This is a genomic window from Cupriavidus pinatubonensis (assembly GCF_019602855.1).
In the GTDB taxonomy this organism is placed as follows: domain Bacteria; phylum Pseudomonadota; class Gammaproteobacteria; order Burkholderiales; family Burkholderiaceae; genus Cupriavidus; species Cupriavidus pinatubonensis.
In genome coordinates, this window is sequence record NZ_CP080767.1 from 3,450,061 (window position 1) to 3,465,531 (window position 15,471).

Here is a 15,471-nt window from a genome sequence, read left to right on the forward strand (position 1 = left end):
CGGAGCAAAAACAATGAGCAATCCGATCCGTGTCGCCGTAGGCGGCGTAACCGGCTGGGCCGGCGGCGAACTGGCGCGCGGCGTGGCGCACGCGGCCGACATGACGCTGGTGGCGGGCCTGTCGCGCGGTGCCGCGGGCCAACCGCTCGCGCAACTCACCGGCCATGCCGACACGCCGGGCGTGGCGGCGGCCAGCATCGAGGCCCTGGGCAGCACGCCCTACGACGTCTACGTCGAATACACCAAGCCGGCCGTTGCCAAGCACAACATCTTGCAGGCAATTGCCCACGGTGCGCACGTGGTGGTGGGCACTTCGGGCCTGACCGACGAGGACTATGCCGAGATCGACGCCGCCGCGCGCAAGGCTGACCGCGGCGTGCTCGCGTGCGGCAACTTCGCGATCACGGTCGTGCTGCTGCAGAAGTTCGCGGAAATGGCGGCGCGCCACCTAGACCACTGGGAGATCATCGATTACGCCAAGGCCGGCAAGGTCGACGTACCGTCAGGCACGGTGCGCGAGCTGGCATTCCGGCTTGGCGAGATCAAGGCCGCTCAGCAAGCCGTGCCGGTGGACCAGGTCAACGGCCCGCGCGAGACGCGCGGCGCGACCATGTCCGGCACGCAGGTTCACGCGGTGCGGCTGCCCGGCTACCAACTCGGCGTGGAAGTGATCTTCGGCGCGGACGGCCAGCGCCTGCATCTCAAGCACGAGGCCGGCGACGGCTCCAAACCCTATGTGTCCGGCGCACTGCTGGCGATCCGCAAGGTCCACACCGTGCGCGGCGTGGTGCGCGGTCTTGACAAGGTGATGGAAGGCATCTGAGCCGGCACCGACAGCTCCCGGCCCGGCGTTACCAGCTGCCGGGCTTGACGGGCTTGGGCGCCGGCTTCTTTTCCTTGCTCGGCGCGGCAGCCGGTGCCGATGCAGGTGTGAGCTGCTGCGCCACCTGCGCATCCTTGTCCGCCATCAGCTTGCGTGCCTGTGGCAGCAGCATTTCGATGGTGCCGGTGTTCGGGTCTTCGGGCATGGCATACAGCTCGACCGTCAGCGGCTTTTGCATCCAGCCCGCGTGGATGGTCTTCACAGTCTTGCCGGCCTTGTCGCGCATGTCTTCCTGTTCCTGGCGGAACGGCTTGCCGTAGAGCGCGTTGATGCTGTCGAGCGCGGCTTGCTGCGAGTTGGCGCCGGCGGTCGGCACGATCATGCCGACCAGCGCATTGCCGTCAACAAAGGCCACCACGTGGGGGCCATCCATGAAAGACGGACGCTTGTCACGCGGCAGTCCGACCTGGCGCATGACGCCGTCCCCCTTTACCTCGACGCAGACGGCGGTCACGTCGCGGCCGTCCGGCGTGCGCTTGTCGGCACAGTCGGGCAACGCGGGCAGCGGGTTGCCGATCTCGAGCAGTTTCAGCATCGGCGACAGCGCACTGTTACCGGCTGGCGCGGCCTTCGGTGCAGCAGCGGGAGGGTTGGCGGTAGGGGCAGAAGCGGCGGCGGGAGCCGCAGGGGCGGCAAAGGCGCACGTGGCGGCGCCGATCAGGCCGGCAGCAGCCAGCCCGGCAACGGGAAATTTCAAAATCCAGACTCCTCAAAAAGGCCCCTGTTGGAGCCCGCGGCAGGCGGTATGTTCCGGCCGACGGTACCACATGCCGTCAGCATGGCGAATGATGCACCCCGCGTGCGCCGCAAACCGAGTCTAACCCGCCGCGCGCAGCAACACGTTAGCGAGGGCCGCCAGCATAGCCAGCACCAGCACCCATGCCAGCAGGTGCGGCACCCGGCTTGGCGGCAACGGATGGCGCGGCGTCCGCTGCGCGGGCGGCAACGGCCGGCGCAGCCGTGAGTGGCTCTGCAAACCGCGCGTGGGCCATATGGTGTCGGGCCCGATATCGCGCAGGAGGGTGCTTTCCTTGCGCGGAGGCCGGGCGCGGCCGGCCGGTCGTTGCGAAGCCATGGGTGCTCCCGGAATGCAGACGACAGCATGCCGGCGAGATCGGTGTGCCGCCGCTACACACGAGCCGGTCCTGCGACCGGCGCGCCACAACGTTAGGGGAAAGCCGCGCGCGCCACCATGGCTTGGCGCACATAGCGCAGCGTCAGCTCGCGGGGGCCTTGCGCACCAGCGCCATCGCCTCGCGCCGGAACACATGGCCGACGTGGTGGTAGAACGGATGCGGCGAGAACTGGCGCGAGATGAACGATGCCAGCAGCGACGATGCCAGCAGGAATAGCGTCAGGTCCTGCGTGCGCGTCATCTCCATGACGATCACGCTCGCGGTGATCGGCGCCTGCGTGGCCGCCGCGAGGAACGCGGCCATGGCCACGAGCGCGAGCACGCGCGGCTCATGCATGCCCGGGATGAAATGCGCGACGTTTTCGCCGATGCCGGCGCCGATGGCCAGTGCTGGCGTAAAGATGCCGCCGGGGATGCCCGCGAAGTACGACACCACGGTGGCAACCAGCTTGGCCAGCCCGAACCACAGCGTGGCGTGCGATTCGCCGTTGATCAGCGCCGACGCTTGTTCGTAGCCCGTGCCGAATGTCGCCCCGCTTGTCGCCCAACCGAGTACCGCCACGACCAGGCCGCAGCCAAACGCCACCTGCACCGGATGCTCGAGCGGCCAGTGGCGCCAGCGCACCGGCAAGAGGCCCGGCACGCCGCCGATCAGCCCCTTGGCGAACAGCCCGCCGAGCACGCCGTTCACGACCGCGCACAGCAGCACCGGACCCCAGGCGTTTCGCAGCACCAGCATCGGCACCTTGACGGCGAAATACGGGTTGTTGCCGAGCAGCGCCAGCGACAGGAAACCGGCCGTCAGCACGCCCGACAGCACCAGCCGGTCCCAGCGCACGGCCGTGCCGCGGCCAAGTTCCTCGATCGCGAACACCACGCCGGCCAGCGGCGTGTTGAATGCTGCCGCAAGCCCGCCCGCGGCGCCCGCCGCGATCAAAGCGTTCGGATGGAAGCCGATGCGAAAGCGCATCTTTTCGTGGCACCAGCGGCCCCACGCCAGCATGGCCGCTGCGCCGACCTGCACCGAGGGCCCTTCGCGTCCGACCGACGCCCCGGCGAGGAGGCCCGCAGCGGTCAGCACCACCTTCCACATCGACTGGCGGAACGACACGAGCACCGTCTGCGCCGGTCCTGCCGGCGGCAGCGTGACCGCGGCGATCACCTGCGGTATGCCGCTGCCGCGCGCTTGCGGCGCGAGCCGGATGGTGAGCCAGCGCAGCGCGGCCAGCCCGAACGGCAGCATCACGAATGCGATCCACGGCGTGCTCTGCGTCAGGTGATGGTTCCAGCGCAGCGCGACCTCGGCGATCCACGCGAACACCATCGAGAACAACGCCACGCAGCCGGCGCCGCACATGAAGACGGCATAGCGCAGCGTGGTGCGAGAGATGCGGCCGGCCTGGCGTGACTTGCGCCACGCCGCCATGCGCGCGCGGCGGCTGATGGCTTCGGACAGGCGTGCTTCGGCGCGCTCGGTCGCGCGATCGGTTCCGGTGTCTGGAGAATCTGCGTGGGAAGCGTCGGCGCGGTCAGCGCCGGGGGACGGTTCGGCTGGGTCGGAGGGGGCGCGGTCAGTCATGACGAGGGGGCATGGCCAAGGCATATTGCGCCGTGTTGGGGGAGGCGCCTATGCCGGTATGTCCCGGCACTATACGCCGGTCATGCCGCCCGGGGCGGGCCGCGCGCCGGTTATCGGCCACATATCGGCCTCACGCTTGCCAGGCGGGGACGAGCGCCCTCTTGCCTCGTCGCGCCATCCCCTGCTGTCAGTCCAGCGTGATGTTGTTCGCGCGGATCACTTTGCCCCAGTGCTCGCGGTCCGCCTCGATATAGCGGTCGATCTCCGCCTGGGTGCGCGGCGGCTGCACCACGAGCCCGAGATCGCTGAACGTGGCGCGGAACTTCGGGTCCTTCAGCACGCTGTCCGCCGCGGCGCGCAGCTTCGCCACCGCTTCGGGCGGTGTCTGCGCGGGCACGGCCAGCCCGAACCACGTGGCAGCCTGGAAGTCCGGATAGCCGCCTTCGGCGACAGTCGGCACATTGGGCAGCACGTCCAGCCGCTTGCGGCTGGTCACGGCCAGCGCCTTGAGCTTGCCGGCCTTGATGTGCGGCAGCGAAGTGCTGACCACATCGACCATCAGCTGCGTGTCATTGGCGAGCAGCGCCGACAGCGCCGGCGCGCTGCCGTTGTAGGGCACGTGCGTGACCTGGATGCCGAGTTCGGTCTTCAGCATCTCGGTGGCGAGTTGCAGCGCGTTGCCGAGCCCGACCGACGAGTAATTGAGCTTGCCGCCACTGGCCTTCGCGTAGTTCGCGAACTCGCGGATATTGCTGGCCGGCACGTGCGAGTTGGTCACGACGACCAAAGGCACCTCGGCGCCGATACTGAAGATCTTGAAATCGCGCGGCGGGTCGTAGGAGATCTTCTTGTACAGCTGCGGGTTGAGCACCATGCTGCCGTTGGTGGCCAGCACCATGGTGTAGCCATCTGCCGGGGCACGCGCGACGCTGGTGGTGCCGATCATCGTGGCCGCACCGGGCCGGTTTTCCACGACCACGGTCTGGCCGAGCTGGCGCGACATGCCGTCGGCAATCGCGCGGCCGAACTGGTCGGTCGAGCCGCCGGGCGTGTATGGCACCACGAGCTTGATGGGATGGTCCGGATACGCAGCCAGCGCGGGCGCGGCGCCGCCTGCCAGTGCACCTACGGCGGCTGCCGCTGCGGTGGCGAGCCAGGCCCGACGGCCGAATTTACTGCCTTGCATAGTGTCTCCTGTTGATGGCGGCGCCTTCGTGGCGCCTTTCTTTTGATCTTTGCCGGGTATTCCGTGCGTATCTCAGACGCGCCGCTGCCGCCCTTCCCAGTACCGGTCGCGCAGCCGGCGCTTGGCCAGTTTGCCGGTCTCGTCGCGCGGCAATTGCGCTTCGATCACGATGTTGCGCGGCACCTTGAAGCCGGACAGGCGCTGGCGCAGCCAGTCGATCACGTCTTCCTCGCGGATCGCCGCGTCGGGCATCGGCTGCACCATGGCCAGCAAGCGCTCGCCGTACTCGTCGTCGGGCACGCCGAACACGACGCAGTCGGCCACGCCCGGATAGCGCACGAGTTCATGTTCGATCTCGGCCGGGTAGATGTTCACGCCGCCCGAGATCACCATGTCGGACGCGCGGTCGCAGATGAACAGGTAGCCGTCGGCATCGACATAGCCCATGTCGCCAAGCGTCACCAGCCCGTCGCGGTCGATGGCGCGGCGCGCGGCCTCATTGTTGCGGTAAGTGAAGTCGGGGTAAGCCGGCTGGCGCACGTACACCAGGCCAATCTCGCCCGTTGCGCACGGCTTGCCGTCTTCATCGAGGATGCGAAGCTGCGCGTCGTCCACCGGCTTGCCGGCCGTGCCGGGGCGCGCCGCGGCATCGGCAGGCGTGGCCACGGTGATCATGCCGGCCTCGCTCGACGCGTAGGTTTCGTGGATGACTGGGCCGAACCATTCGAGCATCGCGCGCTTGACCTCGGGCGAGCACGGCGAACCGGTCGAAGCAACGAAGCGGATCGACGACAGGTCGTAGCGCGCGCGCACCTCGGACGGCAGCTTGAGCAAGCGCACGTACATGATCGGGACGAGATAAAGCACGTCGATGCGGTGCTTTTCGACCAGCGCCAGCACCTGCTCGGCATCGAAGCGCGACGTGAGCACGAGGCGTTCGGCCATCTGCAGCGCGTTCTGGATGAACGAACCGGGCGCGCTGTGGTACAGCGGCGCCGACATCAGCGCCCGACAGCCGGGCACGATGCCGTAGGTCTGGCGCACCAGCGAACGCGCGCGCGCCATCTGGTCGTCAAGCTGGTCCAGCGGGACGGGTTCGCGCAGCACGCCCTTGGGACGGCCCGTGGTGCCGGAGGTGTAGGCCATATGGCCGCGCGGGGATACACGTGGGCCATCGTACGGGGCCTGCTGCGCAAGCCACGCTTCGTACTCGCTGCCGCCGGACACTTCGGCGCCATCGGCCACCACCAGCACGGGGATGCCCGCAGGCACCGCCTCGCGCACTGCCGCCAGCAGGCCGGCATGCACGATCAGCGCTTTGGCGCCGCTGTCGGCCAGCAGGAAGCGCACTTCCTCGGCGGTGAAGTGCCAGTTGATCGGGCAGTAGTAGGTGCCACCGATGCGGCAAGCGTGCACGACATCGACATAGACCGGATCGTTGCGCAGCAGCACCGCAACGATATCGCCTTCTTTCAGTCCCGCGGCGCGCAGGCCACCGGCAAGGCGGGCGCCGCGGTCGAGCAGTTCGGCGCCGTCGCGGTGCATGTCTTCGAACCAGAGGTCTGTGGCCATATCGGTAGTCTCCTGTCTTTGTCCTGAACTGGCAGCGTTCCACTGTAGCCGCGCAGCCTGGCATCGACAATCCGCCACACCGGAATCACAATGTTGCGCCTGACGTGACAATCCTGCAGGGAATCCCCGATGGACCTGAACCTGATCGAAGCGTTCGTCGACATCGTTGATGCCGGCAACCTGGCCGAGGCCGGCCGGCGGCGTGGTGTGACGCGCTCCCAGGTGAGCCGCCAGTTGCGCGAACTGGAGCAACAGGCCGGTGCGCAACTGCTGCGGCGGACCACACGCAGGCTGGAGATGACCGAACCCGGCCAGGCGCTCTACCAGCATGGGCTCCGCATTTTGCAGGAGGTGGCCTCCGCACAGGCCGAGATCGACAGCCTCGGCAAGACGCTGCGCGGCCATGTGCGCGTCAGTATGCCCACGGGCCTTGGCGATACGTTCATCGCCCCGCTGCTGCTGCAGTTTGCCCAGCGCTATCCCGGCATCACGTTGCGCGTGTTCTTCGCGAACCGCGTGGTGGACCTGATCGCGTCGGAAATCGACGTGGCGCTGCGCGTGACGTCGGCACCGCCGCTCGATCATGTGGCGCGCGAGATCTGTCCGATCGACTGGCGGCTGTGCGCGTCTCCGGAGTACCTCGAACGCGTGCCGGCGCCACGCGTGCCGGTCGACCTCGCGCGCTGCCACTTCCTTTGCCCGCCCTATGGATCGCGCTTCCTGCTGGCGCTCAACCGCAATGGCCAGCGCGAGGAAGTGGAACTCGCGCCGCACCTGCAATCGGAACACTTCCGCTTCCTGTTGCAGGCGGTGCTGGAAGGCCACGGCATCAGCCTGCTGCCGCGCTACATGGGCTGGGAAGAGATGCGACAGGGCCGCCTGGTGCCTGTGCTGAGCGACTGGAAGCCCGAGGGGCTCGGCAGCAGCCTCTATGTCATCACCACGCCGAGCCGGCATCCGACCATGGCCACGCGCGCGCTGATTGCGTTCCTGAAGGAGGAAATCGGCAACCTGCCGGTGTTCCGGGACTGAGCCGGGCGCGTAGTGGCGCGTCAAAGAAAAGAACCCGGATCTGTCCTGGGGGGCCGATCCGGGTGGAGGAAACAGACGGCTAAGACCCGCCTGATCGGCACTCGCGCCCGGAAAGTGAAAGACGCGATACCGATGTCCCGCAGCCTACCGATCCACCAACGGGACAATCAATCGGACAAAACAGTTTCGTGCGATGTTCGCATTCGGGCCGCGCAAACTTTCATTTCGCAAGCTATGCTCCTAAAACTTGCAAATCGAAAGTAAAGCCAGCGGCGAGCACGGAGACCTATGCCCCCCACCGATTTCACCACCATGCCCTGCCCCGTGGCCCGCTCGATGGCGGTGCTCGGCGAGCGCTGGGCGATCCTTGTGATGCGTGAGGCCTTTTACGGCAGCACGCGTTTCGATGAATTCGAGAAAAACCTCGGGATCGCGCCCAATATCCTGAGCGCGCGCCTGAAAACGCTGGTGACGCACGAGCTGCTTGCCCGCGTTACGCCGGAAGGCGGCGGTCGCCACGTCTACCAGCTCACGGAAAAAGGGCGCGATTTCTTCCCGGCTTATGTAGCGCTCAAGGCCTGGGCGGACCGCTGGATGACCGATGAAAAGGGCCCGCTGACGGTGCTGCAGGACAAGCTTAGCGGCGCGGAAATCGCTACCCCGGCGCTGATGCGCGCCGACGGCAGCGCCATCACGCTGGACGATGTGCGCGTGCTGCCCGGCCCCGGCGCGGGCCGTTTCCTGCGGCGCCGCTTCGGCGAAGCTGCGGCCGAACAGGAACAGGAGAACGGCCATGCCTGAGACGCCCGCCATGACCGTATCCAATACCGTTGCCGCCGCCAGCACCGCACCGGTCCCCGCCACCGAACTGGCGCGGCGCATCGGCAGCCTGGCCGGCCCCACCGCCGTCATCGCCTTGCTGCAGTCCTGCGCGCAACTCGTGGAAACGTGGCTTGCGGCGCGCCAGGGTACGGCGGCGCTGGCGGGCTGGGCCGTGGTGTTGCCGTTTGCGCTACTGCTGCAGCAGATGTCCACGGGTGCGATGGGTGGCGGCGTAGTGTCGGCCATCGCCCGCGCGCTGGGCGCCAACAAGCGTGAAGAGGCCTCGTCGCTGGTCCTGCATGCGCTGATCATCGCGGTGACGGCCGGCCTCGCATTTGCCATCGTGCTCGCAGGCTTCCCACGCGGCGTGTTCGGCGCCGTGGCCGGCGCCACTGCGGCCGAGGCTGCGGCGACCTATGCGATCTGGCTGTTCGGCGCGGGCGCCGTGCCGGCCTGGCTTGCCAATACGCTGGCTTCCGTGTTGCGCGGTGGCGGACGCCACGCACTGGCCGCGCGCGTGCTGGCGTTCATGTGGGTGGCCTTCCCGCTGCTGGCGTGGCTGCTCGCCGAGCCGGCGGGCATGGGCCTGGCCGGGATCGGTGCGGCGCTTGCGGCGGTGTCGTGGGCGGCGGCGCTGGGCATGGCGGTCGTCGTCATGCGTGGCGGTGCGGGCTTCGTGCCGGTGCTGCGCATGCGCCCGTCGCGTGCATTATTCGTGCGTATCCTGTCCGTCGGACTGGTAGCCTGCGCGCTCGCTTCGGTCGCCAACCTGACCACCATCCTCGTGACCGCGCAGCTGCGCCACCACGGAACGGCGGCGGTGGCCGCCTACGGGATCTCGGCGCGGCTGGAATTCCTGATGATCCCGCTCGCATTCGGCGTGGGCTCCGCGCTGACGGCGCTGGTGGGCCGCGCGGTGGGGGCCGGCGACTGGCATACGGCGCGACGCACGGCGTGGGTCGGTGCGCTGCTGGCGCTGCTGATCGCGGGACTGGCCGGCGCGGCGGTCGGCATGATGCCGCACCGGTTCGCCGGACTGTTCACGCAGGACCGGCAGGTCGCGGCCATTGCCGCGCGGGCGCTGTCGTGGGTCGGCCCGGCCTTTGGCGGTTTCGGCCTTGGCATGGCGCTGTACTTCGCGTCGATGGGCGCGGGCCGCATGCGCTGGCCGATCGCGGCGGGCCTGTGCCGGATTGGCCTGGCAGCCGGCGGCGGCTGGCTGCTGGCCAATGTCGCTGGCATGGGGCTGGATGGGCATTTCCTCGGCGTGGCGATGGGGATCACCGCGTACGGACTGGTCACCGCGCTGGGCGTGCGCGAGGGAGAATGGTCAGCGCGCTAGCACCGGCGCATCGCCCTGCATGCCAGCGCCCTTCACTGTATCGGGCACCGACGGCCAGCCACCACCGAGCGACTTGTACAGCGCCGCCGTGCCGTTCAGCACATCGACCTGTCCCTGGATGGCCGCCAGCTGCGCGTCGAACAGCTTCTCGCGCGCATTGGTGACTTCCAGGTAGCTCGAATAACCGCCCTCATACCTTGCGTAGGCCTGATCGGCATAGACGGTCAGGCTCTTTTCCTGCTGGCGCAGGCTGCCCAGGCGGTTGCGCGTCTCGACACCATTGGCCAGCGCGCTGTTCACGTCGGCCAGTGCCGCCAGCACGGTGCCCTGGTAAGCCAGCAAGGCCTCGGTACGCTGCGCCGATGCGGTCTGCACTTGCCCACGGATGGCACCACCCTGGAAGATCGGCTGGGTCAGTCCCGCACCAAACCCCCACACCCGCGATGCGCTGTCCCACAACCCCGCCGGTGACGCGGCGACCGCGCCGAACAAGCCGCTCAGGTTGACGGCCGGGAGGTAGAGCGCCTGCGCCGCGCCCAGTTGCGCGTTAGCCGCGACCGCCACCTGCTCGGCCTGCAGCACGTCGGGCCGGCGCGACAGCAGCATCGCGGGCAGGTCGGCGCCTACCGACGGCGCCTGCAGCTCGTAGATGCCCTTGCCCCGCTCGATGGGCCCCGGCTGGCGCCCGACCAGCACCGACAGCGCATTCTCGGTCTGCGCAATGCCGGTGCGGATCTGCGGAATGGAAGCCTCGGCGACATAGAAGTCGTTCTGCGCCTGCGCCAGCTCCATCTCGGAGATCACGCCGCCTTCGTAGCGCTGCCTGAAGATATCGAGCCCGCTCGCGCGTGACTCCAGCGTCTGCTTCGCGACCTCGAGCTGCGCATCGAGCCCGCGCAGCGTGGCATAGCCTTGCACCACCGACGCGGCGAGCGACAGCACGACGCCACGCCGTGCGTACTCGGCGTTCCACAGGCTCGCTTCCGCGGCTTCAGCCTGGCGGCGGATGCGTCCCCACAGATCGAGTTCCCAGCTCGCGTTAGCGAGCAGCTGGTATGAATTGCGTGGACCGTCAAACGGCGCGAACGGCGTGCCATTGAACGTACCCGCGCGCTGACGGGTGGCGGCCGCGCCGAGGTTCAACTGCGGGAAAAAGCCCGAACGCGCGACCATCAGCTGGCCGCGGAACTCGTCGATGCGCGCGGCGGCGATGCGCACGTCGTAATTGTTTGCGAGCGCCTCGTCGATCAGCGCATTGAGCACCGGATCGTTGAACTGGTTCCACCAGTCGCTATCGGCGGCGATGGCAAGCTGGCCGGTGTCCATGCGGTATTGCGAGACATCGGGCGTTTCGGGCCGCTGGTAGTTGGGACCGATCGCGCAGCCGCCCAGCGCCGCCACCGCGCAGGCGCCGAGCATCCAGGCACGCGGTCTCATGATGGTTCTCCCGCCGGAGGAATGGTAGGCGGCTGCGACGCGCCACCTGTCTTGGCCTCGCCCTTGGGCTTGCCTTCGGATATGCGCTCCAGCCCCCAGAAGAACATCGGGATGAAGAACAGCGCGATCACCGTGGCACCCAGCATGCCGCCGATCACGCCGGTCCCGAGCGATTGCCGGCTGGCCGCCGAGGCGCCACTGGCGATGGCCAGCGGCACACAGCCCAGGATGAACGCGAGCGAGGTCATGATGATCGGGCGCAGGCGCAGCTTGGACGCGTGAATGGCGGCGTCATAGGCGCTGAGCCCTTCCTTCTCGCGCATTTCGACGGCGAACTCGAAGATCAGGATGGCGTTCTTGGCCGCCAGCGCGATCAGCACAGTCAGGCCGATCTGGAAGTAGACATCGTTCTCCATGCCTCGCATCAGGATGCCAAGCAAGGCGCCGAACAGTGCGAACGGCACCGCCAGCAGCACACCGAGCGGCAACGACCACTTCTCGTACTGCGCCGCCAGGATCAGGAACACCATCAGCAGTGCGAACGCGAACACGTAGACGGCGGTGGATCCGGCGGTCTTCTCTTCGTAGGCCTGTCCGCTCCACGCGTACGCGTAGCCCTCGCCGAGCACCTCCTGTGCAGTCTCCTCCATGGCCGCCAGCGCCTGCCCCGAGCTGTAGCCCGGTGCGGCATCGCCGACGATCTTGGCCGCGGGGAAATTGTTGAAGCGCGTGACGATGTCGGCGCCGGGCACGTATTTGGTCGTGGTCACCGCCTTGATCGGCACCATCTCGCCCTTGCTGTTGCGCACGTAGACCTTGTCGAGATCTTCAGGCCGCGAGCGGAAGTCCGGTTCGGCCTGCAGGATCACCTGGAACAGACGGCTGTTCTTCGGGAACTGGCTCACGTACAAGGAGCCGAACATGGTCTGCAGTGCCGAATAGACATTTTCGACCGGCACCCCCTGCGTTTCCGAACGTTCCCGGTCCACCTCCACGAGGTACTGGCGCGAGCGCGAGTTGATGGTCGAGTTCACGCCTGTCAGCTCCGGCCGCTGGTGGGCCTTGGCAATGAACTCGCGCACCTTGCCCTCAAGCTGCTGATACGTGCTGTCCCCGGTGCTCTGCAGCCAGAATTCGAAGCCGCCGGTCGTACCCAGCCCGGGGATCGACGGCGGGTTGATCGGGATGGCGAGGCCGTCCTGGTAGGTGGAAAACTCTTTCTTGCCCTTGGCGATCAGGTCGTTCGCGCTTTCGCCCTTGCCCCGGTCGTGGAAGCCTTTGAGCGTGATGAACAGCGTGCCGGCGTTGGCCTTGTTCTGCGAATCGATCAGGCTGTAGCCATCCACGGTCGCCACCGATGCCACGCCGGGTTGCCCGCTCAGCCATTTTTCCGCGCGCTTGGTCAGGTCACCCGTGCGGTCGAGGCTGGCAGCATCGGGCATGACCACGGCGCCAAACAGGTAGCCCTGGTCTTCCACCGGCAGGAACGATGACGGGATGCGGATGAACATCAGCACGCTCACCGCCACCATCACCAGGATCAGCGCAATCGACACCACGGTGCGGCGGATGACCAACTGCAGCGACTTGTCGTACCCGGCAATGAGCTGGTCAAACTTGTTGTTGAACCACGTGAAGAAGCGGTTCTTCTTGTGCTCGCCCGGCTTGAGCAGGATGGCCGCGAGCGCTGGCGACAGCGTCAGGGCCACGACGCCCGACAGCACTACGGACACCGCAATCGTGATGGCGAACTGTTTGTAGAGCTGGCCGGTAATGCCGGAAAGGAAAGCGACCGGGATGAACACCGCCAGCAGTACCAGCACAATGGCGACGACAGGGCCGCTCACCTCGTCCATCGCCTTCTTGGCGGCTTCCTTCGGCGGGAGCTTGAACTCCGTCATGTTGCGCTCGACGTTCTCGATCACCACGATGGCATCGTCCACGACGATGCCGATCGCTAACACCATGCCGAATAACGTCAGCATGTTGACCGAGAAACCGAACGCGCTCATGCCCACAAAGGCGCCGATGATCGACACCGGCACGGCCAGGATCGGCACCAGCGTCGCGCGGAAGCTCTGCAGGAACAGGTACACCACCAGGATCACTAGGATCACGGCGTCGCGCAGCGTATGCACCACCTCCGTGATCGACTCTTGCACGAACTCGGTCGTGTCCAGCGCGATCTCGTACTCCAGCCCGGGCGGGAAGCTCTTCTTCAACTCGGCCAGCGTGGCGCGCACCTGCTTGGCCACGTCCAGTGCATTGGCGCCCGGCTGCTGGTAGACCGCCATCAGCGTGGCGGTCTTGCCCTTGTAGCGGCTGCGCAGCGAATAGTCCTTCGAACCCAGTTCGGCGTGGCCGATGTCCTTGAGCCGCACCAGCGCCGTTTCGCCGGACTGCGCGCGCAAGATCATGTTGTCGAACTCGGCCGGCTCCGTCATGCGGCCCTTGGTCGAGATCGGGAACGTCAGCTGCACCGGACCGTTGGTCGGGGACTGGCCGATACGCCCGGCCGAAAACTGCTGGTTCTGGGCCGAGACCGCGTTCTTCACGTCCTCGGTCGTGATCCCGAGCGAGGCCATGCGGTCGGGCCGCAGCCAGATGCGCATCGCGTAGTCGGGACTGCCGAAGATCGACGACTGGTTGGCGCCCGGAATGCGCTTGATCGCGTCCAGCACATAGATGTTGGCGTAGTTGCCGACAAAGGTCTGGTTGTAGCTGTTGTCTGGCGAGTAGATGGCAATCACCATCATGAATGCGGACGAACGCTTCTGCACCGACACGCCCTGCGACGTCACCTCGCTCGGCAACGTGGGCAGCGCCAGGTTGACGCGGTTCTGCACGTCCACCTGCGCAAGTTCCGGGTCCGTGCCGATCTCGAAGTACGAGGTCAGCGTCAGGTCACCGGTCGACGAACTCGTCGAGTTCATGTACATCATGCGGTCCGCGCCGTTGACTTGCTGCTCGATCGGTGCGGCCACGTTCTGGGCCACCACTTCCGCGCTGGCGCCCGGGTATCGCGTGGTGACGGTGATTGTCGGCGGCGTGATATCGGGAAACTGCGCGATCGGCAGCTTGGTCAGCGCCACCAGACCGCCGACCGTGATGATGATGGAAACGACCGACGCAAAGATGGGTCGGTCGATAAAGAAATGGGCAAGTTTCATGACTTGCCCCCCGCCGGCGCCGATGCCGCCGCCGCTGCGCCGGATGCCGGCGCAGCCGGGGCCTGAGGTGCCGGCATTTCCGCAGCGGCACCGCTGGCCACCGCAGGCACGGTGCCCGGCTTGACCTCGACCGCCTTGACCGGCGCCCCGGGCGCCAGGCGCAAGGTGCCGCTCACCGCCACGCGCTCACCGGGCTTCAGTCCGGAACGTACCACCCAGTTGTTGCCGGTCCACTCGCCAACGTCGACCACGCGCTGCTGGGCCTTGTTGTCCGGGCCGATCACCCACACCGTCTGGCCGCGCTGGCTCTGGATGATCGCGTCCTGCGGCACCGCAATCGCGTTCGTCCGCGTGGCCCCGTGCACCTTGACCCGCACGAACTGGCCGGGACGCAGCACGCCTTCCGGGTTGGCCACCTCGGCACGGACCAGATAAGTGCCGGTTTCGGCGTTGAACGATGCATCGGCGAAAGCGATCCGACCGCGGTTCGGGAATACCGTGCCGTCGGCCAGCACGATGGCTACCTCGAACTTGTCCTGTTCGGGGTAACGAATCGCGCCAGATTCGCGCTCGGTGCGAATTCGCAACACCTCGTTCTCCGACAGGCTGAAGTTCACCCACATCGGATCCAGCTTGGCGACGTACGTGAGCAGGCTGTTGGTCGGGTCAATGTAGGAGCCCGGCTGGCGCTTGGCAAAGCTCGACAGGCCCGCCACCGGCGAAGTAATCGTCGTGTAGCCGAGATTGAGCTTGGCGGTGATGACATTGGCGCGCGCCCCCTCGACCGCTGCGGCGGCCGCTTGCTCCTTGCCAATGGCATCGTCCAGGTCGCGCTGGCTCAGGGCATTGCGCTCAGCCAGCGGGCGTACACGTTTCAGGTCGGCGCGCGCCGTGGACAGCCGGGCCTGCTCCTGGCCCAACTGCGCTTCGGCCGCCTGCAGCGTGGCCTCGAACGGCTTGCGGTCCATCAGGAACAGGGTCTGGCCGGCCTTGACCACCGCGCCTTCGGTATAGACCCGCTTGTCCAGGAAGCCATTGACGCGCGCCCGGATTTCAACCTGCTGCGAGCTTTCCGTCTGCCCGACGAAATCGTAGATCAGCGGCACGTCGCGCAGCGCCACCGTCATGACCCCGACCTCGGCTGGCGGGGGCGCGACGGCTACCGGCTTCTCCTTGCCGCAGCCCGCTGCCAGCAAGACCGCAATCAGCCCCGCTGCATTGCGCCAGTTGAGCATTGTCCTCACGTGACCTCCTGTGCCAGCAGCCATGGCCGCTCCCCCTGTCGGACAAACGGGTGAAATCCCGCCGCTCCG

Annotated in this window: 12 protein-coding genes; 4 read left to right on the top strand and 8 right to left on the bottom strand. The window is 67.2% G+C overall.

The annotated features are described in order from the left end of the window. The first annotated feature begins 13 nt into the window (after positions 1 to 13). On the top strand, positions 14 to 823 hold the full coding sequence (gene dapB / locus K2O51_RS28660) for a 4-hydroxy-tetrahydrodipicolinate reductase (RefSeq protein ID WP_140950667.1): 810 nt from the start codon (positions 14 to 16) through the stop codon (positions 821 to 823). A 28-nt stretch (positions 824 to 851) separates the two neighbouring features. Here dapB and K2O51_RS28665 read toward each other — a convergent pair whose 3' ends face one another. The 5 genes from K2O51_RS28665 to K2O51_RS28685 all read right to left on the bottom strand — a co-directional run bounded on the left by K2O51_RS28665 (position 852) and on the right by K2O51_RS28685 (position 6,355). After that, on the bottom strand, positions 852 to 1,580 hold the full coding sequence (locus K2O51_RS28665; RefSeq protein ID WP_011299199.1) for a hypothetical protein: 729 nt from the start codon (positions 1,578 to 1,580) through the stop codon (positions 852 to 854). 120 nt (positions 1,581 to 1,700) lie between these two features. Then, positions 1,701 to 1,958, bottom strand: a complete 258-nt coding sequence (locus tag K2O51_RS28670) for a hypothetical protein (protein ID WP_220631086.1) — start codon at positions 1,956 to 1,958, stop codon at positions 1,701 to 1,703. Between the two features lie 142 nt (positions 1,959 to 2,100). Next, positions 2,101 to 3,597 carry a chloride channel protein gene (locus K2O51_RS28675; protein ID WP_084791917.1) on the bottom strand — a complete coding sequence of 499 codons (1,497 nt, stop codon included), beginning with the start codon at positions 3,595 to 3,597 and terminating at the stop codon, positions 2,101 to 2,103. 187 nt (positions 3,598 to 3,784) lie between these two features. After that, complete coding sequence (locus K2O51_RS28680) at positions 3,785 to 4,783, bottom strand: Bug family tripartite tricarboxylate transporter substrate binding protein (RefSeq protein WP_011299201.1); 999 nt, start codon at positions 4,781 to 4,783, stop codon at positions 3,785 to 3,787. Positions 4,784 to 4,855: 72 nt separating this feature from the next. Further along, positions 4,856 to 6,355, bottom strand: coding sequence for an acyl-CoA synthetase (locus tag K2O51_RS28685; protein WP_220631087.1), 1,500 nt, complete (start codon positions 6,353 to 6,355; stop codon positions 4,856 to 4,858). A 129-nt stretch (positions 6,356 to 6,484) separates the two neighbouring features. On the opposite strand from K2O51_RS28685, the gene K2O51_RS28690 reads away from it, so the two are divergent. The 3 genes from K2O51_RS28690 (at position 6,485) to K2O51_RS28700 (ending at position 9,551) form a co-directional block, all read left to right on the top strand. Beyond that, positions 6,485 to 7,387, top strand: a complete 903-nt coding sequence (locus K2O51_RS28690; RefSeq protein WP_011299203.1) for a LysR family transcriptional regulator — start codon at positions 6,485 to 6,487, stop codon at positions 7,385 to 7,387. A gap of 288 nt (positions 7,388 to 7,675) precedes the next feature. Then, on the top strand, positions 7,676 to 8,188 hold the full coding sequence (locus K2O51_RS28695) for a winged helix-turn-helix transcriptional regulator (protein ID WP_220631088.1): 513 nt from the start codon (positions 7,676 to 7,678) through the stop codon (positions 8,186 to 8,188). Next, positions 8,181 to 9,551: an MATE family efflux transporter gene (locus tag K2O51_RS28700; protein WP_220631089.1), complete on the top strand. Its 1,371-nt coding sequence runs from the start codon at positions 8,181 to 8,183 to the stop codon at positions 9,549 to 9,551. The genes K2O51_RS28695 and K2O51_RS28700 overlap by 8 nt, the downstream gene beginning before the upstream one ends. Here K2O51_RS28700 and K2O51_RS28705 read toward each other — a convergent pair. The 3 genes from K2O51_RS28705 to K2O51_RS28715 are packed head-to-tail and all read right to left on the bottom strand — an operon-like array spanning position 9,540 to position 15,393. Continuing rightward, positions 9,540 to 10,988, bottom strand: a complete 1,449-nt coding sequence (locus K2O51_RS28705; RefSeq protein WP_011299206.1) for an efflux transporter outer membrane subunit — start codon at positions 10,986 to 10,988, stop codon at positions 9,540 to 9,542. The genes K2O51_RS28700 and K2O51_RS28705 overlap by 12 nt on opposite strands. Beyond that, on the bottom strand, positions 10,985 to 14,158 hold the full coding sequence (locus tag K2O51_RS28710) for an efflux RND transporter permease subunit (protein ID WP_140950672.1): 3,174 nt from the start codon (positions 14,156 to 14,158) through the stop codon (positions 10,985 to 10,987). The genes K2O51_RS28705 and K2O51_RS28710 overlap by 4 nt, the downstream gene beginning before the upstream one ends. Next, a complete protein-coding gene (locus K2O51_RS28715; protein ID WP_220631692.1) occupies positions 14,155 to 15,393 on the bottom strand; it encodes an efflux RND transporter periplasmic adaptor subunit in 1,239 nt (412 codons plus the stop codon). Before K2O51_RS28715 ends, K2O51_RS28710 begins: the two co-directional genes overlap by 4 nt. Positions 15,394 to 15,471: the final 78 nt, after the last annotated feature.

Coding starts and splice junctions, on each gene's coding strand:
- K2O51_RS28680 (WP_011299201.1), bottom strand. CDS start 4,783: ATGCAAGGCAGTAAATTCGGCCGTCGGGCCTGGCTCGCCACCGCAGCG.
- K2O51_RS28705 (WP_011299206.1), bottom strand. CDS start 10,988: ATGAGACCGCGTGCCTGGATGCTCGGCGCCTGCGCGGTGGCGGCGCTG.
- K2O51_RS28715 (WP_220631692.1), bottom strand. CDS start 15,393: ATGCTCAACTGGCGCAATGCAGCGGGGCTGATTGCGGTCTTGCTGGCA.
- dapB (WP_140950667.1), top strand. CDS start 14: ATGAGCAATCCGATCCGTGTCGCCGTAGGCGGCGTAACCGGCTGGGCC.
- K2O51_RS28700 (WP_220631089.1), top strand. CDS start 8,181: ATGCCTGAGACGCCCGCCATGACCGTATCCAATACCGTTGCCGCCGCC.
- K2O51_RS28685 (WP_220631087.1), bottom strand. CDS start 6,355: ATGGCCACAGACCTCTGGTTCGAAGACATGCACCGCGACGGCGCCGAA.
- K2O51_RS28695 (WP_220631088.1), top strand. CDS start 7,676: ATGCCCCCCACCGATTTCACCACCATGCCCTGCCCCGTGGCCCGCTCG.
- K2O51_RS28690 (WP_011299203.1), top strand. CDS start 6,485: ATGGACCTGAACCTGATCGAAGCGTTCGTCGACATCGTTGATGCCGGC.
- K2O51_RS28670 (WP_220631086.1), bottom strand. CDS start 1,958: ATGGCTTCGCAACGACCGGCCGGCCGCGCCCGGCCTCCGCGCAAGGAA.
- K2O51_RS28710 (WP_140950672.1), bottom strand. CDS start 14,158: ATGAAACTTGCCCATTTCTTTATCGACCGACCCATCTTTGCGTCGGTC.
- K2O51_RS28675 (WP_084791917.1), bottom strand. CDS start 3,597: ATGACTGACCGCGCCCCCTCCGACCCAGCCGAACCGTCCCCCGGCGCT.